The sequence below is a fragment of the Gemmata obscuriglobus genome, from assembly GCF_008065095.1.
GTDB lineage: Bacteria > Planctomycetota > Planctomycetia > Gemmatales > Gemmataceae > Gemmata > Gemmata obscuriglobus.
Genome location: NZ_CP042911.1, coordinates 2,265,960 through 2,290,751, shown reverse-complemented (window position 1 = coordinate 2,290,751; position 24,792 = coordinate 2,265,960). Strand labels below are relative to the sequence as shown.

At 65.1% G+C, this 24,792-nt stretch carries 22 protein-coding genes; 14 read left to right on the top strand and 8 right to left on the bottom strand.

Annotation, left to right across the window (positions count from 1 at the left end):
* Positions 1-40: 40 nt before the first annotated feature.
* Positions 41-2,380: a DUF6311 domain-containing protein gene (locus GobsT_RS09670; protein ID WP_010036411.1), complete on the bottom strand. Its 2,340-nt coding sequence runs from the start codon at positions 2,378-2,380 to the stop codon at positions 41-43.
* A gap of 61 nt (positions 2,381-2,441) precedes the next feature.
* Between GobsT_RS09670 and GobsT_RS09665 the strand changes: the two genes are divergently transcribed.
* The gene (locus GobsT_RS09665; RefSeq protein ID WP_010036413.1) at positions 2,442-3,296 is read left to right on the top strand and encodes an SDR family oxidoreductase; all 855 of its coding nucleotides are present in this window, start codon (positions 2,442-2,444) and stop codon (positions 3,294-3,296) included.
* Between the two features lie 148 nt (positions 3,297-3,444).
* Positions 3,445-4,554, top strand: coding sequence for a 3-keto-disaccharide hydrolase (locus GobsT_RS09660; protein ID WP_010036415.1), 1,110 nt, complete (start codon positions 3,445-3,447; stop codon positions 4,552-4,554).
* A gap of 126 nt (positions 4,555-4,680) precedes the next feature.
* Here the strand turns inward: GobsT_RS09660 and GobsT_RS09655 are convergent, their stop codons facing one another.
* From GobsT_RS09655 to GobsT_RS09640, 4 genes are all read right to left on the bottom strand, one after another.
* Positions 4,681-6,435 (bottom strand): Gfo/Idh/MocA family protein, encoded by a 1,755-nt coding sequence (locus tag GobsT_RS09655; protein ID WP_010036418.1) that lies wholly within the window; start codon positions 6,433-6,435, stop codon positions 4,681-4,683.
* 122 nt (positions 6,436-6,557) lie between these two features.
* On the bottom strand, positions 6,558-7,949 hold the full coding sequence (locus GobsT_RS09650; protein ID WP_010036420.1) for a DoxX family protein: 1,392 nt from the start codon (positions 7,947-7,949) through the stop codon (positions 6,558-6,560).
* Positions 7,946-9,073 carry an FAD:protein FMN transferase gene (locus tag GobsT_RS09645; RefSeq protein ID WP_010036423.1) on the bottom strand — a complete coding sequence of 376 codons (1,128 nt, stop codon included), beginning with the start codon at positions 9,071-9,073 and terminating at the stop codon, positions 7,946-7,948. The genes GobsT_RS09650 and GobsT_RS09645 overlap by 4 nt, the downstream gene beginning before the upstream one ends.
* 147 nt (positions 9,074-9,220) lie before the next feature.
* Positions 9,221-10,660 (bottom strand): DUF4912 domain-containing protein, encoded by a 1,440-nt coding sequence (locus tag GobsT_RS09640; RefSeq protein WP_081471499.1) that lies wholly within the window; start codon positions 10,658-10,660, stop codon positions 9,221-9,223.
* A gap of 497 nt (positions 10,661-11,157) precedes the next feature.
* Between GobsT_RS09640 and GobsT_RS09635 the strand changes: the two genes are divergently transcribed.
* From GobsT_RS09635 to GobsT_RS09580, 12 genes are all read left to right on the top strand, one after another.
* Positions 11,158-11,562 (top strand): hypothetical protein, encoded by a 405-nt coding sequence (locus tag GobsT_RS09635; RefSeq protein ID WP_148087679.1) that lies wholly within the window; start codon positions 11,158-11,160, stop codon positions 11,560-11,562.
* A complete protein-coding gene (locus tag GobsT_RS09630; protein ID WP_010036431.1) occupies positions 11,559-11,795 on the top strand; it encodes an AtpZ/AtpI family protein in 237 nt (78 codons plus the stop codon). The genes GobsT_RS09635 and GobsT_RS09630 overlap by 4 nt, the downstream gene beginning before the upstream one ends.
* Positions 11,796-11,893: 98 nt before the next feature.
* Positions 11,894-12,772, top strand: a complete 879-nt coding sequence (locus GobsT_RS09625; RefSeq protein WP_010036434.1) for a F0F1 ATP synthase subunit A — start codon at positions 11,894-11,896, stop codon at positions 12,770-12,772.
* Between the two features lie 197 nt (positions 12,773-12,969).
* A complete protein-coding gene (locus GobsT_RS41000; RefSeq protein WP_050790231.1) occupies positions 12,970-13,182 on the top strand; it encodes an ATP synthase F0 subunit C in 213 nt (70 codons plus the stop codon).
* 42 nt (positions 13,183-13,224) lie between these two features.
* Positions 13,225-13,815, top strand: a complete 591-nt coding sequence (locus tag GobsT_RS09615) for a F0F1 ATP synthase subunit B family protein (RefSeq protein WP_010036438.1) — start codon at positions 13,225-13,227, stop codon at positions 13,813-13,815.
* 148 nt (positions 13,816-13,963) lie between these two features.
* Positions 13,964-14,572 (top strand): ATP synthase F1 subunit delta, encoded by a 609-nt coding sequence (atpH, locus tag GobsT_RS09610; RefSeq protein ID WP_010036441.1) that lies wholly within the window; start codon positions 13,964-13,966, stop codon positions 14,570-14,572.
* The gene (gene atpA, locus GobsT_RS40835) at positions 14,562-16,286 is read left to right on the top strand and encodes a F0F1 ATP synthase subunit alpha (RefSeq protein ID WP_010036445.1); all 1,725 of its coding nucleotides are present in this window, start codon (positions 14,562-14,564) and stop codon (positions 16,284-16,286) included. Before atpH ends, atpA begins: the two co-directional genes overlap by 11 nt.
* 63 nt (positions 16,287-16,349) lie before the next feature.
* Positions 16,350-16,616, top strand: a complete 267-nt coding sequence (locus GobsT_RS09600; RefSeq protein WP_010036447.1) for a hypothetical protein — start codon at positions 16,350-16,352, stop codon at positions 16,614-16,616.
* 26 nt (positions 16,617-16,642) lie between these two features.
* Positions 16,643-17,548 carry an ATP synthase F1 subunit gamma gene (gene atpG, locus GobsT_RS09595; RefSeq protein ID WP_010036451.1) on the top strand — a complete coding sequence of 302 codons (906 nt, stop codon included), beginning with the start codon at positions 16,643-16,645 and terminating at the stop codon, positions 17,546-17,548.
* Positions 17,549-17,889: 341 nt separating this feature from the next.
* Positions 17,890-18,375, top strand: a complete 486-nt coding sequence (locus tag GobsT_RS09590; RefSeq protein WP_010036453.1) for a DUF1569 domain-containing protein — start codon at positions 17,890-17,892, stop codon at positions 18,373-18,375.
* 34 nt (positions 18,376-18,409) lie between these two features.
* Positions 18,410-19,849, top strand: a complete 1,440-nt coding sequence (gene atpD / locus GobsT_RS09585) for a F0F1 ATP synthase subunit beta (protein WP_010036454.1) — start codon at positions 18,410-18,412, stop codon at positions 19,847-19,849.
* Positions 19,850-19,940: 91 nt separating this feature from the next.
* Complete coding sequence (locus GobsT_RS09580; RefSeq protein WP_010036456.1) at positions 19,941-20,360, top strand: FoF1 ATP synthase subunit delta/epsilon; 420 nt, start codon at positions 19,941-19,943, stop codon at positions 20,358-20,360.
* Between the two features lie 55 nt (positions 20,361-20,415).
* Here the strand turns inward: GobsT_RS09580 and GobsT_RS09575 are convergent, their stop codons facing one another.
* The 3 genes from GobsT_RS09575 to GobsT_RS09565 form a co-directional block, all read right to left on the bottom strand.
* Positions 20,416-21,087, bottom strand: coding sequence for an RNA ligase family protein (locus GobsT_RS09575; RefSeq protein ID WP_010036459.1), 672 nt, complete (start codon positions 21,085-21,087; stop codon positions 20,416-20,418).
* A gap of 342 nt (positions 21,088-21,429) precedes the next feature.
* Positions 21,430-23,382, bottom strand: a complete 1,953-nt coding sequence (locus GobsT_RS09570) for a 2,3-oxidosqualene cyclase (RefSeq protein WP_010036461.1) — start codon at positions 23,380-23,382, stop codon at positions 21,430-21,432.
* Positions 23,383-23,391: 9 nt separating this feature from the next.
* On the bottom strand, positions 23,392-24,708 hold the full coding sequence (locus GobsT_RS09565) for an FAD-dependent oxidoreductase (RefSeq protein ID WP_157506598.1): 1,317 nt from the start codon (positions 24,706-24,708) through the stop codon (positions 23,392-23,394).
* Positions 24,709-24,792 lie beyond the last annotated feature (84 nt).

Sequence of the window (24,792 nt, the reverse complement as noted above, 5' to 3'; positions counted from 1 at the left end):
AAAATGGCAGCGGCTCCGGCAGCCGGCCGCCCCTCTCCTATTACTTCTCCACGATCCGGAGGTGTCGGATGGAATAGCAAATCTTCCGGTGGTCAAACGGCACGTACGACTCCGGCGGCGTGCACCGGATTCGGAGCGTCGAGCGCCCCGGCGGCAGCTCGATGTTGTGGAACGCGTGCCCGTACCCGTCGGTCTTACGTTCGAGGTCGAACTCCGGCCACTGGAGCCCGGGCATCCCGCTGAACGAGAAGTGGAACACGCCGTCCACCTCCACTCCAAGGGTGAACGAAAAGTCGATCCGCCGGGTGCGGTCCGCCGGGTTCACGAACATGAGGTGCGCGTCGTAGCTGCCCCACCGGATCTGTTCGTTGTCGTCCACCTGGTCGTACACGATGAACCCCTTCAGGTACAGCGGGGCGATCCACTCCCGCTCCTGCGTCGCCTGCTGCTCGAACGCCGTAGGTCCGACGAGGTCGCGGTACGCGTCGCGGTACGGGCGCAGGTCGAGGAAAAACTGCCGCCCGTCTTCGTGAGCGACCTCCGGCAGCGTGAGCCCCTTCTTGCGCACGAGGTCCGCGTACAGCGTGTGAACCCGGTCGATCGGGTTGAACGCCGACGCCGGCTCGCTCCGCGCCGGGTCCGCCTTGCGCGGGAACCCGCGGCTGTCGATGAACAGGCCGTCGAACCCGCGCACCACGATCCGCCGGAGGAACTCCTCCGGCGGCTGGAACGCGACGTCCTTCAGCCACATGTCGGTCTCGCGCCGCTTCACCGTCCCGAAGCTCCAGCTCAGGGTGTCGGTCAGGAGGTACCCGCGGGCGTGCTCGTAGGCCGCGACCCGCTGCACGGGCGGGCTCTCCGGGTACGCCACATACGGAAGACAGAACACCCGCGCGCCGGGGCACTTCTCTTCGACCTTGCGGAAGAACCGCTCGTCCGCGCGGAACCGCTCAGCATGGTCCCGCACCATCGCCATCCCGTGCGGGTTGAACCAGTTCCAGCCCCACGGCGTCTGGTCGAAGTAGCCCAAAACGAGCAGCGCCGCGAGCGCCGGGTAGCGGAGCCGCCTCGCCCGCGCCCCCGTCCGGGTGAGCAGGAACCGGTCCGCCCACCACACGCTCATGAAGATGCACAAGAACCCGATGTACACGCTGATCCGCGCGTACGCGCGGATCTGGGCGGTGACCAGCAGGTTAAACAGCGACCCGAGCCCGCCCACGGTGCCGAGCAGCACCAGGAACAGCACCAGCGCCGCGAGCGGGGCCTCCGGCCAGCGCCGCCGGCGCGGGAACAGTGCCAGCACCAGCAGCCCCACCAAGCCGCCCCCGCCGACCGCCCCCAGTGACCCGCCGCTCTCGCCGTCGGCCGGCCGGTTCGCCGCGTACAGCGCGCGGAGCCGCGACAACTTCGCGACGTTGTGGTCGGTCGCCGGGAGCACCAGGTGCGAGAGCTTGAGCGCGTACAGTTCGGCCTCTTCGGGGCCGCGGTCGGTGATCGGGTTCACCCCGTTGCGGGCCTGGTACGCCGCCGTCGGATAGTGATACGCGACCCCGACCGCCACCACCGGCGCGATCACCCACGCCGCCGCGGCGACGGCCTTCCAGGTGTGGAACATCACCACCGCGTACAGGCCCACGAACGCGTACACCGCGCACGCGAAGAACGCGTAGTACGCCCCGGCCGACGCGGTCAACGCGCCAACGACCAGGGTCCACAGCGCCCCGGGTGCGAACGGCCGGAACCGTCGGGAGCCGTCCGGCGCGAGCGGGAACAGAAGCAGTTCGCCCTTACAGATGGCAAGCGCCGGCACCAGCGACAGCGGCACGACCCAGTACGCCGACAAAAAGAAGTGGTACTGGAACCGCTCCTGGTGGTACGGGAGGAACGCGTACAGCAGCGCGCCAACCGCCGCGGCCGGGAGCGACAGTTTGAGCCACCTCAGCACCGCCATCCCGGTCAGCGCGGTAAGCGGGTAGGTGAGCAGGTAGTACAGGTTGTACGCAAGGAACACGTCGGACGTGAGCCGCCCCAGCACCCACAGGAACGCGAAGTGCAGATAGTCAATGACCGGGAAGTCGTACAGCTCCTGCCCCCCCGGCGCGCCCAATCGGTCGTTGTGCCAGTGGGTGCCGTGCAGGATGATGCTCTTCACCCACGGCAGGTACAGGAGGGAGTCGAGGTCGTAGTAAAACGGTGCCCCGAGGTCCTGCTCGGCGATCCGCAGCCCGGCCGACACAAGAACCAGAGCCAGCAGCGCGGTACCCGCGTACCACGCGAGCCGCTCGCGGCGTGACGGCACCGCAGCAAGATCGGCCGGGGCAACCGGTTCGATCACGGAGAGAAGCGAGGCACTGGGCTCGGTCGCGGACGGCTCGGACATTCCGGGTCTCAAAGGCCGAAGGCTAGCTGGCACTCCGAATAGTTAGTGCAAGAGGCGCCTAATGTCACCCCTGGTTCATACGTCCGAGCCGCGCCTGATCATCGGGTGCGGGTATTTGGGCCGCGTGGTCGCAGCGCGCTGGCTCGCGCGCGGGCACCGTGTCGCGGCCCTCACTCGCAGCAACGCCGAAAAACTACGAACCGTCGGCGTCGAACCGATTACGGGCGATGTGCTCGATCCCACAAGCCTTCGCGCGCTGCCGACCGCGTCCACCGTGCTGTACGCCGTGGGCTTCGACCGCACCGCCGGGCGGCCGATGCACGAGGTGTACGTGACCGGGCTGGCAAACGTCCTCCGCGCGCTCCCGCCGTGCTCCCGGTTCGTTTACGTTTCCAGTACGAGCGTCTACGGCCAGAGCGACGGCGGTTGGGTGGATGAAACGAGCCCGACCGCGCCGACCGAAGACTCCGGCCGGGTCGTACTCGAAGCGGAGCAACTCCTGCGGACACACAAGCCCGATGCGATCGTCCTCCGTTCGGCCGGTCTGTACGGTCCGCACCGGCTCCTGCGCCGACAACCGGTTCTGAACGGCGAACCGCTGATCGGCGACGCCGACAAGTGGTTGAACCTGGTTCACGTATCGGACGCGGCCGACGCCGTACTGTTCGCGGAAGGAAAGGGCCACCCGGGCGAAACGTACAACCTCGCGGACGGCGTGCCGGTCACGCGCCGGGACTTCTACACGCGGCTCGCGGAGTTACTGAACGCGCCAGCCGCGAAGTTCGAGCACAAGCCGGAACCGGGCGCGCCGAACCGCCGCATCAACGCCTCGAAATTCCGCGACCTGGGTTGGGCGCCGCAGTACGCCAGCTACCACGACAGCTTGACCGCGGCCGTCGCGGACACAACGATGTAGCCCTTTGCTTCCCCTGGGACCGCGGGCGTCCCGCCCGCTGCGACGCGGGTGATGTCGCAAGACACCAATTCGCCCAACAATACAGGCCGTTCCATAGCGGGCGTCCCGCCCGCGGTCCCAGGGAACAGCCACCTTCCCGGAGACCTTCATGTTCCGACTGCTCACCGCACTCGCTCTACTCGCGAGCGCATCACCCGCGTTCGCAGCCGACGCCGATCAACCGAAGCCGAACACACTCACGACAAAGGAGATCGCGGACGGCTGGGTGCTGCTGTTCGACGGCGAGACCAACTTCGGGTGGAAGATCGAAGGGGCCGCGGAAGTGAAAGACGGGGTGCTGATTCTTGGGAAGGGCAAGAAGACGATTGCGCATCCGTCGGCAACGTTTCCGCATTTCGAAACGCACATTGAATGGCAAGGAAAGGGAATTGCTCACACCGGCACGTACCAACTCACGATCGACGGACCAACTGCGGGTAACGACACCAATCGGTGGGCCGGCCTTCATCTGCAACGAGACCGACGACCGGGTATGGGGTACGCAGGGTACGAGGTGTCAGGCGGCCTCTGTTCTGACAAACAGGTCAAGGAACCTCGCCCCGAAGCCACGACCGCACCCGTGTTGATTGAAACCGATGGGAAAAACGAAGTCCGGATTCGGACCGCGAAACTTCGGCCCGATCACGCGACTCTGCTCTTCAACGGCAAGAACCTCGACGGCTGGAAGGTGAACACGGCTGACCCGAAGCGGGCGGCGTCGAAATGGGCGGTGACAAAGGACGGCGAACTCTCCGTGAAGAACGGTCCCGGTGATCTCGTCACCGAAAAGGAGTTCGACAACTTCGTGCTTCAGTTCGAGTGCAAGACGCTCGGAAAGGCCCTGAACAGCGGGATCTTCTTCCGCTGCATCCCGGGGCAGTACCAGAACGGGTACGAGGCCCAGGTTCAGAACGCCTACAAGGACGGCGACCGGACCAAACCGGCCGACTTCGGCACCGGGGCCATCTACCGGCGCATCGCGGCGCGGAAGGTGGTCAGCAACGACAACGAGTGGTTCACGATGACCGTCGCCGCCAACGGCCGGCGCATCTCGACGTGGGTGAACGGTTACCAAACGGTCGATTGGCTCGACGAGCGCAAGGAGAGCGACAACCCGCGTCAGGGCTTCCGGGCCGCGAAGGGGCCGCTTTCGATCCAGGGCCACGACCCGACCACGGACATCCTGTTCCGTAACATTCGAATCGCTACGCTGCCGTAGTCTCGGTCGCAGGTCAGTCGGAAGTCGGAAGGCCCGAAAGTCGTGAAGTCGAAGACGCCCGGTATGGATGTCTTCGACTTCACGATTTTCGGGCCTTCCGACTTCCGACTGACCTGCGACTTCCGATCAAGCCTTCTTCGCGTGCTTGTCTTCGGGGGTAGCCGCCTCGTCCACTTTGAACCACGCGTCCTCGAACACGATGCGTTCTTTCTTGGCCATCGCCATGTTGGACGTCAGCGCAAGGATCGCGTCGGCCATTGCGACTTCGCCGTGGCACCGCGGGATGATGTCCTTGTGGACGAACTCGCCCTTCTCGTTCTTCGTGTAATCGACCTTCCCGCCGCGCTTCTGCCACTCGCGAACGCAGTAGGCGAAGTGCTCCATCTCGGTGCGGTAGCCGCGCACCGGTGTGTCCCACGCGCTGGCGCCGGGCGCCTTGCTGATTGCCGCGCCGCCCCCGCCGCCCCAGGTCGAGGTCGATTCCATCGCGGCCTTACCGCCGCCCGCGCCGCTCACCGTCACACGGGTGTCACGCCCACCGCTCCCGGCTTTACCGGGCTCCGGTTCCTTGTAGAGGTACACCTCGGCTTCTTTCGAGATGATCATGGTGCCGCGGCTGCCCATGATGCACTCGCCGTAGTCTTCAAAGCTGTTGGTGTTGAACGACGAGTACGTCACGATGACGATGTCGCTCTCGTCCTTCCCGCCTTTGCCCGCCTTCGGGTGCTTCGGCCCGGGGAACTCGAACGTTACGAACACCCCGTCATCGCTCTCGCGGTCATTCTTGCCGGGACCGTAGAAGAACTTCCCGCCGATCCCGCTCACCGCGATCGGGTGAACGTGCCCCAGAATGATCGACGACGCGTCGAGTTGGTGGCTGCCGAGTTCGGCCATCAGCCCGCCGCCGGTTTTCTCGTACAGACGCCACCGCACGAGCTCGGTGACGCTGTCGTACCCGCACTCCTTGAGCTTCGCGGCGCCGCCGTCGGCAAGGAACGGCTCGGCGTCTTGCTTCAGCACCGGCTTGCACCACCCGTCGCGCAGCTCGGGCGGCTCGAATTTCTTGCCGTTGATGTCAAGGCCGGTGGCGAACTTCTCCTTCTCGGCGGCGGTGGCGCTGAACGGCCACGAGTTGTTGCGCGGCCACTGCGCCCGGATGTGTTTGATGTCACCGAGTACGCCGTTCTGAATCACCTCAAGGGCATGGGCGTACAGGGTGCTGTAGTGGCGCTGGTGGCCGACCGATAGCAGCAGCCCGCGGTCCTTGGCGTACTTGATCATCTCCTTGCACTTGCCGATAGTGCGCGCCATCAGCTTCTCGCACAGCACGTGCAGCCCGGCGTCCATGCACGCCTTGGCGATCACGTCGTGCGTGTGCAGCGGGGTCGCGATGATGACCGCTTCTAGCCCGAGGGACTTCGCGTCCGCGAGCAATTTGCTCACGTCGTCGTAGCGCTTGATGTTCTTGGCCGACGCCTTGCCGTATATGTTGTTGAGCCCCTTCCGCGGGCCGTTCTTCTCGCCCTCGAAGATCCGGTCCAGGTTCGACGGGCGGATGTCGCACACCGCGACGATTTCGTTGAACTCGGGGTTGTGGTCGCCGACCAGCACCCCGCCCTCGTCCCCGGTGCCGATAAGGGCGGTGCGCACCGCCCGGCTCCCCTTCCACGAGCTGTACCCGTAATACACGGCGGCCGACACCGGCACCACGGCGCCCGCCGCGAGACCGGCCTTGAGAACGTCCCGGCGATCTGGCTTATTTGGGTCGGTGCCGCCGGTGACCATCGAATTCATCTTACCGGCGCGGGCGAGGTCACCGGTCACTTGCTCGAAGTTCGCCTTACCGGCGGCCTTCTGCTCGGGTGTCAGGTCGAGAGCCATATTCCGAAGCTCCAGGGAAGGTTCGCGGTGCCCCCAGCGGAGAAGCGAGAGGGCGGACGATCGGCGGTGCGGCTAATGTTGGGCGTCGGGGCGGCGCGGTCAAAGCGGTCCTGGGCAAGGCACTAAGCCGGACGTTCGGGTTTGTACTTGCAGAACGGCCGCAGCACGATCGCGTCGAGCCCGAGCCACCGGCCGGTCGGGTAGGACGCGAGTACGAGCAGCGCCAGCGCTTCGATCACGTTCTTGTTGACGAACACCGGGTTGCCCTCGGTGCCGGGCGGGAGCGGGTACCACGGGAACGGCGGGTGCGCAAGGTACGTCGTCACCAAGAACCCGCACGCGAGCAGGCACGCCAGCCGGGTCAGCAGCCCGAACATCACGCACGCGCCCACACCCACCAGAAACCACATTGTAACCTTATCCATCAGTTGTCCGCGACTCGGTTCGGCAGGTATTTCGACGATCTTGCCGGCCGAAATCGTTTTCCGAAGGTCGGCCGCGTAAGTGTTCGCGTCCCGGGCCAGATCGGCTTCCGTACTGATGAGGCTCTGACGCAGTTCGGCGATCCGCTTCACGTCGGTGCCGGTCCCGTTACCGAGCCCGTCCGCCTGCGGCGCCTCCGCGGCGTGAAGAGAGGCGCGAAGCGACTCGAGGTAATCGAGCCGTTGCGGGGCGTTACGGGGGACGCCACCGGTCACGAACTTCACGGTCACGTCCGCCGCGTCGACACCGTACACCCATCGGGCGTAAGCGGCCTTCGCTTCGAGGATGCGTTTGGGCGCCAGATCGGCGAACTTCTCCCCCCGCTCCTTCGCTTCCTTTTTGGCCTTCTCGGCGTCCGCCTGAATCTTCTTGCGTGCCTTCTCGGCGTCCGCCTTGATCTCGGCTTTATTGGCCTCGGTCTGGCGGGCCTGTAGCCCGCGCTGCACGGCGCCCCACAGATCGGGACCGTCCCACCGAACCGAGTTTACGCGAACGCTCTCGAGTGCCTTCTCCTCGGCGGCTTTAGCATCCTTCAGCGCCTTCTCGGCGGTCTTGTCCGCGTCTTTCGCGTCCTGCTCCGCTTCGAGTTTGATGCCTTCCTCGGTGGCTTTGAGCACGGCGTCCGTATCGAACGCTTTCGCCACGGCCTCGGGGCACGCCGCGGCCTGCTGCTCGGTGCTCAGGTTCTTGAATTCGGCGGGGCTGATCTCTTTTGGGGCCTTCACTTTTGCGGCAATATCGGCCGCCGGGTCTGAGAACTCGCGCCGCATCTTCTCACCGATCGGCCCCGGCGCGACCTTGAAGTACGGCTCGCTGCTGAAGGGGCGGTTGGTGTCGGTCGGGCCGGTGTACGTCGAGTGGATCTTGTGGAACCCCTCGAACATGAAGTGCCAGCCGATCGCCAGCCGCAGGGCCAGCAACAAAAAGACGCGGGGCGACCAGCGGTTTGTGGCGGTCGCAACGATGAGTGAGAGCACCGTTCCGATAAGCCCCGCGTAAACCACCGCGGCCAGGGTCGGGGTCAGGTTCATTGCGAGTGATCCACGTGAGCCGTTGGAGAGAAGGCGCCAGGAGCGATGTTGAAGGCCAAAAGACCGCTCTGGCCCCCTCTCTCTGAATCAAAGGGTGAGCAAGGCACATCGCTCGCCGGGGACGAGCGCGGCGCGGATTCGGACTTCTCTCCCTTTCGACCGGGGAGAGACATCAAGCGGGTCGATTCATCCGGCAGCACCACCGCCCCGAGCGCCGGTCGCAATCGCGTCAGCGATTCCGCGCCGGAAGCTCCGAGCACGAACGCGGCCGTTGACATCGCGTCGGCCTCAGCAGCCGTGGGGGCAATCACGCTCGTGCTCGCAGTGCCCGAAGCCGGCCACCCGCGACGCGGGTCGAGCAGGTGCCCCAGTTTTTGTCCTTTGTACTCAAAAAATTGGAAGGTGGCCGCCGAGGTGCCCAACCCGGCGTCGCGAAGGTACAGCGTGCCAAGTGAGGCGTTCGCTTCATATGGGTGTTGAAGGTCGATCGGCCAGCCCCGCGTGTCTCCTGGAGGGAACCCGATCGCGAAGGCGCTACTGCCGCCCGCGTGCAGCAGCGCCGACCGCACCCCCCACTTCACGCGAAGCAGTTCCGCCGCGCGATCCAGCGCATAGCCCTTGCCGACTGCGCCGAAGTTCAGTTCCAACCCGCGCACGCGAAATTTTACTGCCAGGCGAGCCGGATCGAGCAGGACGTGCCGGGTGCCACTTGCACGCATCGCCTCGTTACGCGCGGGTTGTGTGGGAACACTGGGTTCGCGACGAAAAAAGCCCCATGCCTTCGTCAGCGCACCGGTGGCGATATCGAACGCGCCCCCCGTTTCCTTCGTCCACCCCGCGCAACGTGAGAGCAACGCAAACAGGTGCGACTCGACCTCAACGAAACCGTCGGCCGCAGTTTGGTTCAGTTGAGATACTTCGGAGTCGTCGCGGTAAACGGTGAGTTGAGCCTCGAGTTCGTCGATGAGGTCCAAAGCGTCTTCGGCCGCTGCAACGGGATCATGGTGTGTGCCGACGGGAATCGCGACCTCGAACCGGGTCGCCATCGCGCGCCGCGACACCCGCACGAGAGCAAACTCGCTCGGGACTTCTGGCTGGTCGGAGAGGAAAAAATCAACAACCATAAGAACCCAACAGATTGGCCGCGAAGGAAAGCAAAAAAGCACAAAAAGGAATCAAGGCAGAGTTGAAGAAATTCAAGCTCTTGTCCTTGGTTCTCTTTTGTGCTTCTTCGCGGTCATTCCTCTTCTGTCTCTCCTGCAGCGCGGCGATCAAACCTCGTTCATCTGGTCGTGAATCATCGGGTCAAGGTGCTTGGTGTTGCGTTCGACCGCGAGCACGATGGTCCGCTCTTCGACGCCATCGGCACTGGCGGCGACGGCGGGGATGATTTGCCGGCTGTCCGGAAGGTTGAACGTCATCCGGAAGGTGCCGTCGGAACTCAGTTTGATCGGGTCGTTGTTGAGCGTCAGGTGCGCGGACGGGTCGGTACGGCCGAACACGATCAGCTTCGCGTCGATCTCGAAGAAGAACTTTTTCACACTGCCCGGCGGGATCGCACCGGTGCCGAACGCGGTCTGCTTCGGCGGCCCGAGCGGTCGACCGAGGCGCTCTTCGTACAGCTCACGCAGTTCGGAGCTGCCTGACGACTCGAACCCGGTGGACATCGCCAAAATGCGTTCGGCCTTCCGCTTCGCGTCGTCGTCGTCCCACCCACCGAGGTCGAACCCTTCACCGGCCTCCCCCGTGCCCGCCTTCGGCGGCGTCACCACGTTCGACCGGGCCAAGACGTAGAAATCGCCGCGGCGGGAGACGTATCCGATGTCGGCACGGTACGCGCGGCCGACGCCCGAGACATCAATGTACCACGTCTGCCCAGTCCCCTGGATCGTCACGTCTTTGACAGGGGTTTCGCTGGTGCTGGTGGTGTCACCGCTCGTCACATCAAACAATCGGATAATGAGTTTCGCACCGTGCCAGTCCTGACGAAGAGCCGCCTCGGCACGCTGCATGGAATGAGTGGTCAGCTCCCAATACGCATTGAGCCAGTAGGGATTCGGAACGGTCAGAAAGATACGATCTTTGGTGGCCGTGTTCAGAGAGCGGGCCGCTTCTTTTGAGGTATCTCGTGTTGGAAGCAGTGACTTCGTCGCAGTCTTGGCAGGCGTAGTGGTTTTCTGAATCAGCGGCTTCGTGACTGCCGGCGGAACGGGCTTGTGACTGCCGTTCGTCGTCGCCTTTGTAACAGGCGAGGCGACAGTCGGAGTCGGTTTAGTTTTGGCAGGAGCAGGCTTCGGAGTCGGAGCAGCCTTTGCGACAACTTTACCCTTGTCGGCCGGCTTCGGGGTGGGTTTGACTTTCTTCGCCTTTGTCACCTTCGCCGCCACTTTTGCCACCTTCACCGGGGGCTTAGCGGACTTCGGAGGCGATTTATCCGGCACGGAGCTGGAGCTTTTAGGCGCCGACTTTTTAGCGAGCGCCTTGATGAGAGAGGGTTTGTCCATCGCTTCCCATCCGCGAACGCCGTTTCGCTTGGCCAAATCGGCCAGTTCCTTCTTGGACCGGTCGTTCAACGTGCCAGCAGTCTTCATCGGCGAGCCACTCCCCCGCGTCGCGTGAGCGGTTGTGGAACGTTGTTCTTCGGGAGCATCCGTGCCGGCGCAACCGCGAACCTCGGACCCATATCGGGTTCGAGTAGCCCGGCCGGGCATTCTAAGGGCCGTCAATGTCCGGCCATGGGCCGAACCGCTGAGTAGAAGCGGCCCCTCTGTCGACCGAGCAGGCGAGACCGGAACCGAGGCAGTGTGGTGGGCCTATTTCGACTCGTTTCCGAATTCAGGAAAACGGGCGAAAAGTCCGGGTGCTGAGCGTCCCTAACTCGTTGCTCATCTTAGAAAAACACCGACTACGCTGTCAACGTGATTCTGTCGCCGGAACTGGTTCCGGCGACAGATTTTGCCGCGAGATGTCAGAAACCAGGCCGGCCGATCGCACAAAAATCAGGCACACAGAACGCACTCGTCTAGCACAAGCATCACAAGCCAGTTCGCGACAACCGTCTACGCGTCGAGCATAAACCCGTGTCTTTGAAAGCTCCGAAGCAATGGCGCCACGCTTGTGAAATTTTTCACGAGATGCGGATTGACTTTGTCACCCCCCTGCTCACAATACGCCCGTAGTTGAACGAATTCCGACCAGGACGCGCGACGTGCGACCAGCCCGAAAGGTTGTCGCTCTGGTAGCCGGGAGCGCACTCGGCGCCGCTACTGGGCTGGTGGTAGCCGAACAGCTCGAATGGGCATCGGGAACAGGAGCGGCGCTAGCAGCAGCGGTTGCAACCGCGATGTGCGTGACAACGGCAGTGGCCACACTCGTGTTCGCGGAGAAGGTGTTCGAGCGGGCACCGCTGCTTGGTCCCATGGCAGTGCTGCTCGGAACAGGGATGCGGATGACCGTGGCGGTCGTCGGGGTCGTGATGCTCGGTCAGGCTCTCAAGCCTCACGGCATCCCGCCGGACCAGTTCGCCAGATGGGTCGCGTACTTGTACATCGTCACTCTCGCACTCGAATGCGGGTTATTGATGACCGGCCGTCAATCGGGAGGGACGCGGTGAGCCGATCTCCGGGCGGGCGAGACGCCAGCGACTATCGCGGGCTCGCTATCGCCGGCACCGCGGTTATGGAATTAGTAGCCCCGATCGTCATCGGGGTCTGGCTCGATCAGCGGTTCGGTTGGTCTCCTTGGGGACTGGCAGTTGGCGGGGTTGTCGGATTCGCCGGCGGCATCGCGCATCTGCTGTTCATGATGAAGCAGGCCGACCGACAGAAGCCCGGTGGCTCCAACTAACGGTTGATTCGGTCTGGCGGAACGAACCTTACTTGAAACGTGCCCAGACTCGGGCACCCGGGCAATGAAAGCCCGAGCGGACCAGAGGATCGCAGAACATGGCCGCAAACGCGCTCGAACACGTTCTCGACCATGAAAAATGGCTCGGGCCGTTCTCCAAGTATCAAGTTCTACTGGTGGTTGCGGCCGCCTGCGTTGCGATCCCGTACATCTTGCTGGCCCGCCGCACCCAGGACGGAACGCCGCCGCGTGGGCCGTTCTGGAATTTCCTCGAAATGCTCCTGCTGTTCATCCGGGACGAAGTCGCCCGGCCGAACATCCACTCGGGGCATGAACACCACCACGACGAGCACGACGAGCCCCACGGGATCTCGGCGGCTATCGCGGACCAGACGCACCCGCACCCGCCGGTCGCGCAGCCGCACGTCCACTACGCGGACCGCTACGTGCCGTTCCTGTGGACGCTGTTCCTGTTCATCCTCGCGTGCAACCTGCTCGGCATGGTACCGTTCCTCGGCTCCCCTACGGCCGAATTGAGTATCACGCTTGTGCTGGCGCTCAGCGTGTTTCTCGTCACGCATGTGTCCGCCGTCCGCAAGTTGGGTGTCGGCAAGTACGTGATGTCGTACATCCCGCGACTGAAGGCCGACAACCTGCCGATGACGATCTTCCTGACGGTCGCCATCGTACCGCTGATCGCCGCGATTGAGGTGATGGGGGCGTTCATCAGGGCCGCGGTGCTCGCGATCCGTTTGTTCGCGAACATCTTCGCCGGCCACGTCGCCCTCGGTGCGATCCTGCTGTTCGCCGTGGCCGACCCGATCCAAGGCGGGCTGTCGCCGGGCGGCACCGTTGCGGCGGTCGTGATGGCGACCGCGCTGAGCGTGCTGGAACTGTTCGTCGCGTTCCTCCAGGCGTTCGTGTTCGTACTGCTGTCGTCGATCTTCCTCGGAATGCAACTGAACCCGGAACACTAACCCGTAGCCGCCCGGCCGCGAGTCGGGACACGCTTTCCACCCCGTTTGAAAGGGACCGTCAGATGAAGTTCGCTTACCGGTTCGCGCTCGCCCTGATCGCTCTGGCCGCCTTCGCCGCCGTTCCGGCCCTCGCGGCCGATCCGGCCGCTCCCGCGACCACCACCGCGGCCGCTTCCAACAACAGCCTCGGCGCTGGGATCGGTGCGGGTATCGGTGCCGGCCTCGCCATCCTCGGCGCCGGCCTGGGCATCGGCCTCATCGGGTGGTCGGCCCTGTCCGCCATCGCCCGCCAGCCGGAGCAGAAGGGCGCGATCCAGGTCAACATGATCGTGCTGGCCGCGCTCGTCGAAGGTGCCGCCATCATCGCCCTGCTGGTGATTTGCTTCGGCCTCGTCAACAAGATCTCCTAAGCGACCGGCCCCGAAACTGTGTCCGACGAGAGGTGGCAACACATGACGACCACATTCATCCGGGCGGCTTGCGCGACCGCGGCCGTCCTCTTGTTGCCGACTCTCGCGCTGGCGGCGTCCGAGGGCGGCGGTTCGACGAACGTGCTGAAACCGGACCTCGTGAACTCGATCGTCACCGTGATCGTGTTCGTGGCTCTGCTGGCGATCCTGTACGCGTTCGCCTGGGGGCCGATCCTTAAAGGCTTGCAAGCCCGCGAGGCGGCCCAGTTCCAGGCCATTGAGGACGCCAAGAAGGCCAAGGAAGACGCTGCGGCTCTGCGTTCCAAATTGGACGCCGAGTTGGCGGCAGCGGCTCAGCAGGCCAAGGCCATTGTGGACGAGGCCCGGCGCGACGCCGAAGTGTTGAAGAAGACGCTAGCAGAAGAAGGGCGCAAGGAAGCCGAGGCCGAGCGAGAGCGGGCACGGCGGGATGTCGCCATCGAGCGTGACGCGGCCCTCAAGGACGTGTACACCAAGGCCGTCGAACTTGCGACCCTCATGGCAACCAAGGCGGTTCGCCAGCAAGTGACCGTCGACGCCCAAAGCGAACTGGTGAGCGCCTCCATCGCGGAACTCAACGCGACCAAGGCATGACCGGGCGAAAACCCAGGGGCACACGCCCCTGGCTACAAGGGGCCGGCCCGTCTTGAACTCCGAAAGCGTTCTCCGGGTTCAGGGCGGCAACTGTCTTGTGGCACCAGCGGCGTGAGTGTCTGGACCGAAGCGAACCGGAACCGCGATCATGGCAAACGTCGAAGTCAAACACGAAACCGTTCTCGACGCCGGCACGACTAAGTCGCGACTGGCACGGGTGTACGCCGAGGCGCTGCTCGCGTCGGCCCAACAGGTGTCCCCCGCGGCGCCCACTGAACTGGCCGCCGAACTGACCGCGTTCGTCGATGCCGTGGGCGCGGACGCGACCGTTGCGAACATGCTCGTCAGCCCCGTGGTCGGCAAGAAGGTTCGTGCCGCCGCCCTTGAAACGGCGTTGAGCGACCGCGCGTCGCGCACGCTCCGCGGTCTGATCGCGACGCTGCAACAGAACAACCGCTTGGCCCTCCTCCGGCCCGTCGCGGCCGCGTACCGGCGGCTCATCGCGGAGCAGGCGGGCCAGGTGCCGGTGAAAATCACCGCCGCGGTCCCGCTCACCGACGACCAGATGGCGAAGCTGACCGAGAACCTTAAGAAGCTGCTGAAACAAGACCCCGTGTTGAACGTGCGGGTGGACCCCGACCTGCTCGGCGGGCTGGTGGTGCAGGTCGGCGACTCGGTCGTCGACACCTCGGTTCGCACGCGACTCCAGACCCTCCGGACACTCTTGCTCGACAAGGGCGGTAGCCATGGCAACTAAAATCAACGCCAGCGAAATCATCAGCGTCCTGAAGAACTCGATCTCCACCTTCGACCGGAAGGTGGAGACCCGGGCCGTCGGGCAGGTGCTTGAAGTCGGCGACGGCATCGCGCGCTGCTACGGCCTGTCCGAGGTGATGGCCGGCGAGCTGGTGGACTTCCCGCAGGCCGGGGTGAAAGGGCTCGCGTTCAACCTCGAAGAGAGCTCGGTCGCGGTCATCATCCTCGGCGACTACCTGAAGGTCACCGAGGGGATGGAGGTCCGCACCACCGGCGAGCTGCTGTCGGTGCCGGTCGGCGAGGGCCTCATCGGCCGCGTCGTGGACCCGCTCGGCAACCCGCTCGACGGCAAGGGGCCGATCCAAACCACGAAGCGCCGGCTCGTTGAGTCGCCCGCCCCCGGGATCGTCGACCGCCAGCCGGTGAAGCAGCCGCTCCAGACCGGGATCAAGGCCATCGACGCCATGACCCCGGTGGGCCGCGGGCAGCGCGAGTTGATCATCGGCGACCGCAAGACCGGTAAGACCGCGATCGCGCTCGACACCATCATCAACCAGAAGGAAGAAAGCGTCGTCTGCGTGTACGTCGCGTGCGGGCAGATGGAGTCGAAGGTCGCCGGCGTCGTCGAGATCCTGCGCAAGACCGGCGCGATGGATTACACCATCGTCGTGGTCGCCAGCGCCGCCGACGCCGCCCCGCTCCAGTACCTCGCGCCGTACGCGGGCACCGCGATGGCCGAGTACTTCATGTACGAGCAGGGCAAGGACACGCTTTGCGTGTACGACGACCTCTCGAAGCAGGCCGCCGCGTACCGCCAGCTCTCGCTGCTGGTGCGTCGCCCTCCGGGCCGCGAGGCGTACCCGGGCGACGTGTTCTACTGCCACTCCCGGTTGCTCGAGCGGTCCGCAAAGCTGGCCGAGAAGTACGTCATCCTCGACGCCTCGACCGAGGACAAGGACGCCGCGGCCCATTGGGGCATCAACAAGGCCGGCAAGCCGACCGAGCGGCGCGGCCCCGGCGACACCGGTATGGTGTACGTCGGCCCGGGCGACCGCGGCGGGCTGGAGCAGGCCAAGCACGACCTCAAGAACTTCCCCGGCGCGAAGATCGCGAAGATCGCCGGCAGCGGCGGCTCGCTCACGGCGCTCCCGATCATCGAGACGCTCGAAGGCGAAGTGTCCGCGTACATCCCGACCAACGTGATCTCGATCACCGACGGTCAGATCTACCTCCAGCCGGACCTCAAGAACGCCGGCGTGCTCCCGGCCGTGGACGTCGGCATCTCGGTGTCGCGCGTCGGCGGTAACGCCCAGATCGGTGCGATGAAGCACAAGACGGTCGCGGGCGGGTTGAAGCTGGCGCTGGCCCAGTTCCGCGAGTTGGAGGCGTTCGCCCAGCTCGGTACGGACCTCGACAAGGACACTCAGGCCCGCCTCGACCGCGGCTACCGCATGGTCGAGATTCTGAAGCAGGGGCAGTACAAGCCGATGAACGTGATCGACCAGATCATGATCATCTACGCCGCCAACACCGGTGCCCTGGACAAGGTCGACCGCCGCAAGGTGAAGGACTGGGAAGACCAGTTCCTGAAGTTCATGAAGGAGCAGAAGCCGGAGAGCCGGGCCCTGCTCGCCAAAGAGAAGAAGATGAGCGACGACGTGGTTAAGGCGCTCAACGAGGCGATCGCGGCCTTCCAGCCGCAGTTCAAAGCCTAATAGTTTGTCCCCCCGGAGTGTCGGGGTTACTGTCCCACCGGTTCACCACAGCGAAAAGGAGGCATGGCTCAGTTTCTCTGGATCGATTGGAACCAAGCGAAACTGGCCATGCACCACCTGTCGACCGACGAGGTGGAGTTCGCGTGGGAGCACCGGCGAGACGTTGCCGAGTGGGACGAGCCCGAGCCGGGCGTCGAGAGTTACGGGCGGGTGCCGAACGGGCGGTGGGTGAAGATCATCTGGCGCCACAACGGTCTCGGCGATGAGGACCTGGTCTTCGTGATCACCGCGTATCACGTGCCGGTTCCGCCGGGGCGGATCAACCACTAAACACCAAACACGAAACACCAACGCCGATGGCAAACCTTCGTGTACTCGTGAAGCGCCGCAAGGCCGTGCGGAACATCCGCAAGATCACGAAGACGATGGAACTGATCGCGACCGCCCGCTTCAAGAAGGCGCTCGACCGCGCCACCGAGGCGGAAGCGTACACCCGCAAGATCGCGGAGCTGGCCGCCGACCTCAGCAAGAACGCGGGCGACGTGACGCACCCGCTGCTCGCCACCCGGCCTGTCAAGAAGACGGTGGTGCTGGTCATTACCGCCAACCGCGGGCTGTGCGGCGGGTACAACGGCAGTGTGCTCCGCGAGGCGCTGCCACTCACACGCCAACTGACCGCGAGCAACGCCCCGTTCGACCTCGAGGTCTCGGGCAAGCGCGGCATCGCGTTCTTCAAGTTCCAGGGCGTGCCGCGGACCCGAGAGTACACCAACTTCGAGGACAAGCCGAGCTTCGCTGAGGTGGATGCGGTCGCCAGCCGGTACGTCGACCTCTTCATCTCGGGCCAGATCGACGAGGTGAAGGTCGTTTACACCCGGTTCGTCAGCGCCGCGAAGCAGCAAGCCGTTGTTGAGACACTGCTGCCGCTGTCGTCGGTCGGTGTCGAGACGCGGAAGAGCGCTCCGGCCGCGACCGAAAACGCGGCCGGCGGGACCGACGCGAAGGTCGAATACGAGTTCATCCCGAACGCCGCCGAGATCCTCGAAGAACTGGTTCCGGCCGCCCTGAAAGTGCGCCTGTTCAAGATGTTCCTCGACGCCGCGGTGAGCGAGCAGATCGCCCGCCGGATCGCGATGAAGGCCGCGACCGAGAACGCCGGCGACCTCATCAAGGACATCACGCGGCTGTACAACCGCACGCGCCAGGCGAACATCACGAAGGAAATCTCGGAGCTGATCGCCGGCTCCGAAGCGCTAAAGTGAGATCACGATGGGAACGATCCGTGAACGGTGTCTGTTCCTGTTCGGTATCAGTGTGCTTCTGGGTCTATTTTTCACTCCCACAGGTGTTACTCACGAGCAGCATCAGGAGCTAGATAACACGCGAGTCGTCGAGCGCCATTACGCGACCGGATTGTCGTTCAGCCCGTGGCACGAATACGTTGAACGAACTGAAACGGCGAGAACAGAGAGTGGCGGGGTTTCGCACCAAGGCGGTGGGGCCGGCCGAGTGATTCTGGCTTCTTGGTCTTGGCTCCTGTTGGCCGCTGCCGCTGTGTGGTTTTGGGTCAGAGACATGAGACTGCTCGGTCTTCGGAGGCCGAATGAGTTCCCCAAAAGCCATCCGCCGGAAGGTGCCCTTCGCGACCCTGGATGAAGCCGTCGCGGATGCCGAGAACTTGCTCGCAAAGGGGTACGTCAGGGCCGGGAACTGGGATTTGGCGCAGGTGTGTTTTCACTTGGCTGAGTGGCTCCGCTATCCGATCGAAGGGTTCCCGAAGCCGCCCCTGTTGATGCGCCCGGTGTTTTGGCTCGCCCGAAGCACAATCGCCCCGCGGATGTTACAGAAGACACTCGCCAAGGGTGAGATGCCACCCGGCGCCCCGACCCTGAAAGAATCGGTTGCCCCGCCCGGCAGCGACCCGAGTATTGCGGTGGCAAAATTGAAAGAGGCGGTCGAGCGGTTCAAGGCGTTCCCGGGTCCGTACCGCCCGTCGCCACTGTTGGGCGTGCTCGACCGTGAGACCGGACACAAGGTGCAACGCCTTCACTGCGCGCACCACCTGAGTTTTTTGATTCCACAAGCGTAGCGCGGGCTCACTCGCCCTCCCGAAGAGAGAGAACATGGTCACCACCGCGACGAATAGCAAGCTCGGCAAGATTGTGCAGATCATCGGCTCCACGTTCGACGTGGAGTTCGAGGAAGGCCACCTGCCCGCGATCTACAACGCGCTGACGATCACCACGAAGTCCGCGAGCGGCACCGAGATCAGCCTCACCGGCGAGGTCCAGCAGCACCTCGGCGGCAGCCGCGTCCGCTGCGTCGCGCTGGGCAGCACCGACGGCCTCGTCCGCGGGATGGACTGCACCGATACCGGCGCTCCGGTGTCGGTGCCGGTGGGGCTGGGCACGCTGGGCCGCGTGTTCAACCTGCTCGGCCAACCGATTGATGGCGGCGGCGCGGTCCAAACTACCGAAAAGCGGGCCATCCACCGCGAGCCGCCGAAGTTTGACGAACTGTCCCCGAAGTCCGAGGTGCTCGTCACGGGAATCAAGGTCATCGACCTCCTCACCCCGCTGGCGCGTGGCGGTAAGGCCGGGCTGTTCGGCGGTGCCGGGCTGGGTAAGACGGTCATCCTCACCGAGCTGATCAACCGCATCGCGAAGGTCTATAAGGGCTACTCGGTGTTCGCGGGCGTCGGCGAGCGGACCCGCGAAGGTAACGACCTCTGGCTCGAAATGCAGGAAACGAAGACCGACGCCAGCGCGGACGCCAAGAGCGTTCTCGAGAGCTGTGCGATGGTGTTCGGTCAGATGAACGAGCCGCCCGGGGCCCGTCTGCGGGTCGCGCTGTCGGCCCTGACGATGGCCGAGTGGTTCCGCGACGTGACCGGGACGGAAACGCTGCTCTTCGTGGACAACATCTTCCGCTTCTCGCAAGCGGGCTCCGAAGTGTCCGCGCTCCTCGGCCGCATGCCGAGCGCCGTGGGTTACCAGCCGACGCTGGCCACCGAGATGGGTGAACTCCAGGAGCGCATCACCACGACCAAGAACGGGGCCATCACGTCGGTGCAAGCCGTGTACGTGCCGGCCGACGACCCCACCGACCCGGCCCCCGCGAACACGTTCCAGCACCTGGACGCGTTCATCTACCTCGAGCGGTCGATTTCGGAAAAGGGCATCTACCCGGCCATCGACCCGCTGGCCTCGAACAGCCGTCTGCTCGACCCGCAGTTCGTCGGCGAGCGGCACTTCGCGGTGGCGGACCGCGTGAAGCGGATCTTGCAGCGGTACCGCGAACTGCAGGACATCATCGCCATCCTCGGCGTCGAAGAACTGAGCGAAGAGGACAAGAAGGTTGTGGAGCGGGCGCGCCGCATCGAGCGGTTCCTGAGCCAGCCGTTCTACGTTGCGGAGCCGTTCACCGGGAAGTCCGGCAACTTCACCACCCTCGAAGACACGATCCGCAGCTTCGAGGAGCTGTGCGATGGCAAGTGGGACCACATCCCCGAGAGCGCGTTCCTCTACGTGGGCAAGATCGACGAAGTAGGCGCCGCGAAGTAAGTGGGTCGGAGTCACAGGGCGAGGAGCGGTTCGTTCGCTCCCGCCTCTTGTGAATTCCGCACCCCTCACCCTCACTCCTCACTGTACTCCCATGGCCGAACCGACTTCGCGCAACCTCAAGGTGGTCGTCGTTACGCCCGAAAAGGCCGTACTCGACGACACCGCAGACATGGTCATCCTGCCGATGATCGACGGCGAGCTGGGCGTACAGCCGGGCCGCTCGCCGCTCATCGGCCGGCTCGGGGCGGGCGAGCTGCGTCTCGTCACCGGCTCCACAACGAAGCGTTTCTTCGTTGAGGCCGGTTTCGTCCAGGTGCGGTTGAACGTGGTCACCGTGCTGACCGCCAGTGCGAAGGCCGCAGCGGCGATCACCGCCGAAATGGTAACGGCCGCCGCGAACGAGGCCGCCGCACTGCCGAGTTCCACCGCGATCGAACGAGCGAACAAGGCGAAAGCCCTCGACCGCGCCGCCGGACTCAAGAAAGTGGCAGGCAAGACCACATCCGCCTGATACTGCCGCAGCAGTAACACACGCGAAGCGACCGCCATCGGTCGCTTCGCGTTTTTCATTCCCAGAATTCGTTCCATCTCGTTCCGAATGCCTTCTTCAGGCGCTCAAGGTACTCATAGGTCTTCACCTTCACCATCCACACGTCCTCACCGCCCGGCCCTCCCTTACACACAACGCCCTCCGCCAAACCGTACTTCCCTTCACGAACCGCTTCGAGGAACGTGCCGGTCAACTTCCCCTCATAAACGACGCGAGGCGTCGGCAGGTGACCGAAGTCGGTCACGAATGTCTTCGGTACAGCAAACCCGTATCCCTCCGCCCAAACGTCGAACAGGACGAGCCGTTTCGGATCGTCGGGCTTGTGTGCGCCTGCAAACGAGTTCGGCCCCAGAAACTCGGTGAACACCTTCACTGTGATAAAGGAGGCGTAGTTCGGGTGCTCCCGCAAAAGTGTGTCGAGCGGTTCGGCGAGTGTGTTGATGAACGCCGGCGCGGCCTCTTCCAGTCCCGGGTGCGCGAGGTTGAATGCGGCGATGCCGTCGGGTGTCAGGTTGAACTCGTCGCGACGTGTGCCGAAGGCGTGCCAGCCGAAGTCGCGTTCCCAGCACCAATGCAGGTTGGTGCCGTCGAGTTTCTCGAACGCGACACACCGATCATTCGGGGCCGCTGCGCTGCCGGGAATTTTCGGGTAGTGCAACATGGTGCCCAGGAGACACTCTGGCACCACGAAGGGTTCAACTTCCTTCGCTACGTTCGCACGTTTACCCACGTTCCACGTGGAACATTTTACAATCGGCAAATGCACGAACCCCGCGGCACGAGCCACGGGGTTCGGAGTTGACGGCGTTAACTTCTCTTCCTGTGGCGCGGAGCGCTCACGGCACCGCCGACCGGTCCGCCCCCCGGACGGTCCAGGAACCACGATCGGCGGGGTTGTTCCAGACCTGGACCGTCCGGGGGGCGGACCGGTCGGAAGCGGTGCTGGAACAGCGCTCCCCGCGCGGGGTGTGAAGGCAGAAGCTCGGCTGACGCAACATCAGCCTGTCGCAGAGCGACGAGCTAAACGCCATCAACTTTTCGCAGTTGTACCCGAAGCCAGTGCGAGCGCCCATGTCGGAAAGTACGCGCGATACAGATCGTAATCGAGCATCGCCGTTCCGAAGAACACCCCATTAACGGCCTCGCGCGGGTACGAGCCGTCGGCCCGCTGGCGTGACGCGAGCCACGCGGCCCCTTTTTGCACGGCCGGGTGCCCGGTCCCGACGGTCTCGCACAACGCTACAATCGCCCAACTCGTCATCGTGGCCTGCGACTCGGGGTGCTCGACGTACTCCTGCCGAAGACAACCGTGGTAGTCCTCGCCCCAGCCGCCGTCCCGCTTTTGGGTAGCGATGAGCCAGTTCGCGGCCCGTTGAAGTGCCCGGTGGGAGGGCGCGTAGCCAGCGGCACGAAGCCCGCGCACCGCATGGAACGTTCCGTAGGTGAGGTACACCCCCCACGCTCCGGGGAACGCGCCATCCGGGCGCTGCCGGCTCAACAGGAACCGGGCGCCGCGGTTCGTCGCCCGGGTGATGCGTCCGGCCGCGTGGTGCGGGATCGCCTTTCGGAACCGCCCGAGCGCCACGAGACACGACCCCGTACATTCGATGTACGACTGGTCCGTCATGCACCGGGTGAACATCTCCGACGGGTTCATCCGTTCGAGCCAGCGCGGGCTGCGGGCGCGTTCGTAGGAGCCGAACCCGCCGTCCCGGTTCTGGCGCGTCAGCATGAACTCGGCGGCCTGGATCAGCCGGGCGTCCGGGATGCGTTCCTCGGGTGCCATGCCGTGCGTGTGCGCACTCAGAACGGCCGAGAGCGCTTCCGCGGTGCAATCACTCACCGGCCACGCGTGCCCCCCGTCGCCAAGGCACCAGCCGCCGCGGGCGGTGTCCGGGAACGACGGATCGCGACCCGCAACCGACTTCGACATCTGGTGCGCGGCCAGGAACCGATAGCCCCGATGGACCACATCGCGGTACACGGAGGCCACCGCCGGGTTCGCGAGCAGCGCCTCCAAGGCGAACCCCGTGTCCCAGGTGCGTGTACTGCCGCCGGAGTACCGCAGCCCGCGCTCGGGGTCGTCGAAACGATAGAACTCGAACCCGCTCACGCACTTGGCGATCACCTCGCGGTCCGCGCCGCGTGCGAACAGCGCGAGTGCGTTGAGCGTGCCGTTCACCGGCGACAGGGTCAGATACCCGTTCGCGTCGAGGTCCAGGTCGATCAGGTCCGCGCACCGCTTGAGTGCCGCGCGGCGCAGCCCGGGCAGCGCAACGCGATCGTACCAGCCCATCACACGCTCGGCGACCCGGATGAACAGGTTCGGCGGCTCGAAGGCGTCGGTTTCGGCGAGGCGGTAGCGGTACTGGCGGAACGACTCGGGCACCGCCAGCGGGCCGTACAACTCGCGTTCCAGTTCCGCGCGAAGCGGGCCGAGGTCGAACGTCGCGTGCGCGCCCTGGAGCAGCGACATCACCAGGTACACGTACCGCGTGTGGCAGTAAAAACGGACCGGATGGACGGGGAACGCTTTGGGTAGCAGCGCCAGTTCAGGGAGCAGCGGGCGCAGCCCGTCGCGGCCGTACAGCCCGAGCAGCGTGAGCCAGAACTTACCCCACGTCGGCGCGGACAACACCCCGCCCGGTTGCGCGTGCAGCCAGCCGCGCGCCTTCGCGGTGACGGCGTGTTCTGCACTCACACCGAGGCACCGCGCCGCGACGTACACGAGCGTGGTGACGAACACCGAGCCGGGGTGTTCCGGGTGCAAGCCGAACGCGCCGTTCGGCAGTTGGGAGAACTCGAAGTGCCGGATGATCTTGGCCGCGTCGGCGTCCGAGAAGGGCATCCCGACAACGTGCCGCGTGATCGCGACTTGTGCCGTGACGACCGGGCACCAGATCATCTCGCCTTCCCAGCACCCGGCGGGCTGCTGGGTCTCGGTCAGGCGCGCGGCCGCGCGGGCAGTGGGATCGTGCGGCATCAGACGGCATCAGTTTGTAAGAGCCTCGCGGGCGAACCATCCGGCCCAGCTCGCAAATCCGGCAACGGCCCCCGCCGTGTACGCCAGCGGGCGGCGGGCGGCGCCGGTCACTACTTGGCGCGAGGCCGCGACCAGCAGGCGCGCGAACGTGACGCCCAGCGCCGCACGACGGGTCTCGCGCACCGCCAGCAGGCGCATCGTGTCGCGCCGCGCTGCGGCCGACGTGCGCCAGGTGTGGTACACGGCTTCCCGCAACTCGGTACTTCCCGCGTCGGCGCCGACGAACAGATCGTAAAGACCCATCGAGAGCAGTTCCGGCACGCGCCCGCCGGCGCGCCGGGCGCTCGCGTACTCTTCCACCGAGCCGGCCCGCGCCAGGGCCACCGCGTCGAGGAACCCCACCGACATTCCAACGGCACAGAGCGGGTGGCAGTGCCCCACGGCGTCGCCGACGAGGGCGACGCCCTTCCGGCCGTACTGCCGGCGCCGCATCCACTGGTTCGCCGCAACCGAAGGCGCAGCCTCGGCGAGCGCCCGCGCGCAGGCTTCGCGGAGGGGGGCCGGAACGCAGTTCTGGTACGCCGCGAGCAGTTCGGTCGGGTTCCGCACCCACGCCACCCGGTCTGCGGGCACGTCGAAACACATCCGGGCCTGCCGCTCGTCCACGCGGAACGCCAGCACCGGCCCCGGCCCGCCCAGGAACACGTTCCCGTACCCATCAAATGGCAGCGACCGGGCGTCGATCAGCACGCCGAGCATGTACGACACCGGGCGCGAGCCGCTTTCGTACCCAAGTGACTGCCGCACAACCGATTGCCGCCCGTCGGCCCCGACAATCAACCCCGCCGCGATTTCGACAGTTCGTTTGCGGTCCGCGCTCGTCACGGTGAGCGTGCCGCGGCTCACCGTCGTGGCACGGTATCCCGAAAGCGCGGTTATGCCGGGTGTGCGTTCGACGACTTTCTGAACCGCGTTGATGATGAGGTGGTGCTGGCACCCGATCCCGCGTTCGCCGCCCACGTAGGGGAGGACGATCGGATCGGAGCCTTTGGGGAAGATGGCGAACCCGTGCCCGGCGGCGTGCGGAATGTGATCGCGCGCGAAGTCGACCCCGAGGTCGGCGAGGATCGTGGCACCGGTGGGGTGCAGCCACTCGCCCCCGAGCCGATGGGACTGCGCGCTCGGGTCGATCAGGCACACCCGAGCCCCGGCGCGGGCGAACGCGAGCGCCGAAGCGCACCCGACAGGGCCGCCACCGACGACCGCGACATCCGCGCTAACGCGAGTGGGAATGGAGCCGGATTCTTCCGAACCGTGAAAGTGCATGAGACCAGCCGCCGTCGCCGTGCGGAGCGAGAACCCTGACGTGAACATCTTATCGCATCCCGCGCGGCAAACCACAAGGCCAAG

What these genes read in the sequence shown, in the direction of transcription:
- atpD (WP_010036454.1), top strand. Translation starts at nt 18,410, where the DNA reads ATGGTCACCACCGCGACGAATAGCAAGCTCGGCAAGATTGTGCAGATC.
- GobsT_RS09590 (WP_010036453.1), top strand. Translation starts at nt 17,890, where the DNA reads ATGAGTTCCCCAAAAGCCATCCGCCGGAAGGTGCCCTTCGCGACCCTG.
- GobsT_RS09625 (WP_010036434.1), top strand. Translation starts at nt 11,894, where the DNA reads ATGGCCGCAAACGCGCTCGAACACGTTCTCGACCATGAAAAATGGCTC.
- GobsT_RS09655 (WP_010036418.1), bottom strand. Translation starts at nt 6,435, where the DNA reads ATGGCTCTCGACCTGACACCCGAGCAGAAGGCCGCCGGTAAGGCGAAC.
- GobsT_RS09650 (WP_010036420.1), bottom strand. Translation starts at nt 7,949, where the DNA reads ATGAACCTGACCCCGACCCTGGCCGCGGTGGTTTACGCGGGGCTTATC.
- GobsT_RS09665 (WP_010036413.1), top strand. Translation starts at nt 2,442, where the DNA reads ATGTCACCCCTGGTTCATACGTCCGAGCCGCGCCTGATCATCGGGTGC.
- GobsT_RS09615 (WP_010036438.1), top strand. Translation starts at nt 13,225, where the DNA reads ATGACGACCACATTCATCCGGGCGGCTTGCGCGACCGCGGCCGTCCTC.
- GobsT_RS09660 (WP_010036415.1), top strand. Translation starts at nt 3,445, where the DNA reads ATGTTCCGACTGCTCACCGCACTCGCTCTACTCGCGAGCGCATCACCC.
- atpH (WP_010036441.1), top strand. Translation starts at nt 13,964, where the DNA reads ATGGCAAACGTCGAAGTCAAACACGAAACCGTTCTCGACGCCGGCACG.
- GobsT_RS09565 (WP_157506598.1), bottom strand. Translation starts at nt 24,708, where the DNA reads ATGCACTTTCACGGTTCGGAAGAATCCGGCTCCATTCCCACTCGCGTT.
- atpA (WP_010036445.1), top strand. Translation starts at nt 14,562, where the DNA reads ATGGCAACTAAAATCAACGCCAGCGAAATCATCAGCGTCCTGAAGAAC.
- GobsT_RS09670 (WP_010036411.1), bottom strand. Translation starts at nt 2,380, where the DNA reads ATGTCCGAGCCGTCCGCGACCGAGCCCAGTGCCTCGCTTCTCTCCGTG.
- GobsT_RS09600 (WP_010036447.1), top strand. Translation starts at nt 16,350, where the DNA reads ATGGCTCAGTTTCTCTGGATCGATTGGAACCAAGCGAAACTGGCCATG.
- GobsT_RS09570 (WP_010036461.1), bottom strand. Translation starts at nt 23,382, where the DNA reads ATGCCGCACGATCCCACTGCCCGCGCGGCCGCGCGCCTGACCGAGACC.
- GobsT_RS09640 (WP_081471499.1), bottom strand. Translation starts at nt 10,660, where the DNA reads ATGCCCGGCCGGGCTACTCGAACCCGATATGGGTCCGAGGTTCGCGGT.
- GobsT_RS09580 (WP_010036456.1), top strand. Translation starts at nt 19,941, where the DNA reads ATGGCCGAACCGACTTCGCGCAACCTCAAGGTGGTCGTCGTTACGCCC.
- atpG (WP_010036451.1), top strand. Translation starts at nt 16,643, where the DNA reads ATGGCAAACCTTCGTGTACTCGTGAAGCGCCGCAAGGCCGTGCGGAAC.
- GobsT_RS09645 (WP_010036423.1), bottom strand. Translation starts at nt 9,073, where the DNA reads ATGGTTGTTGATTTTTTCCTCTCCGACCAGCCAGAAGTCCCGAGCGAG.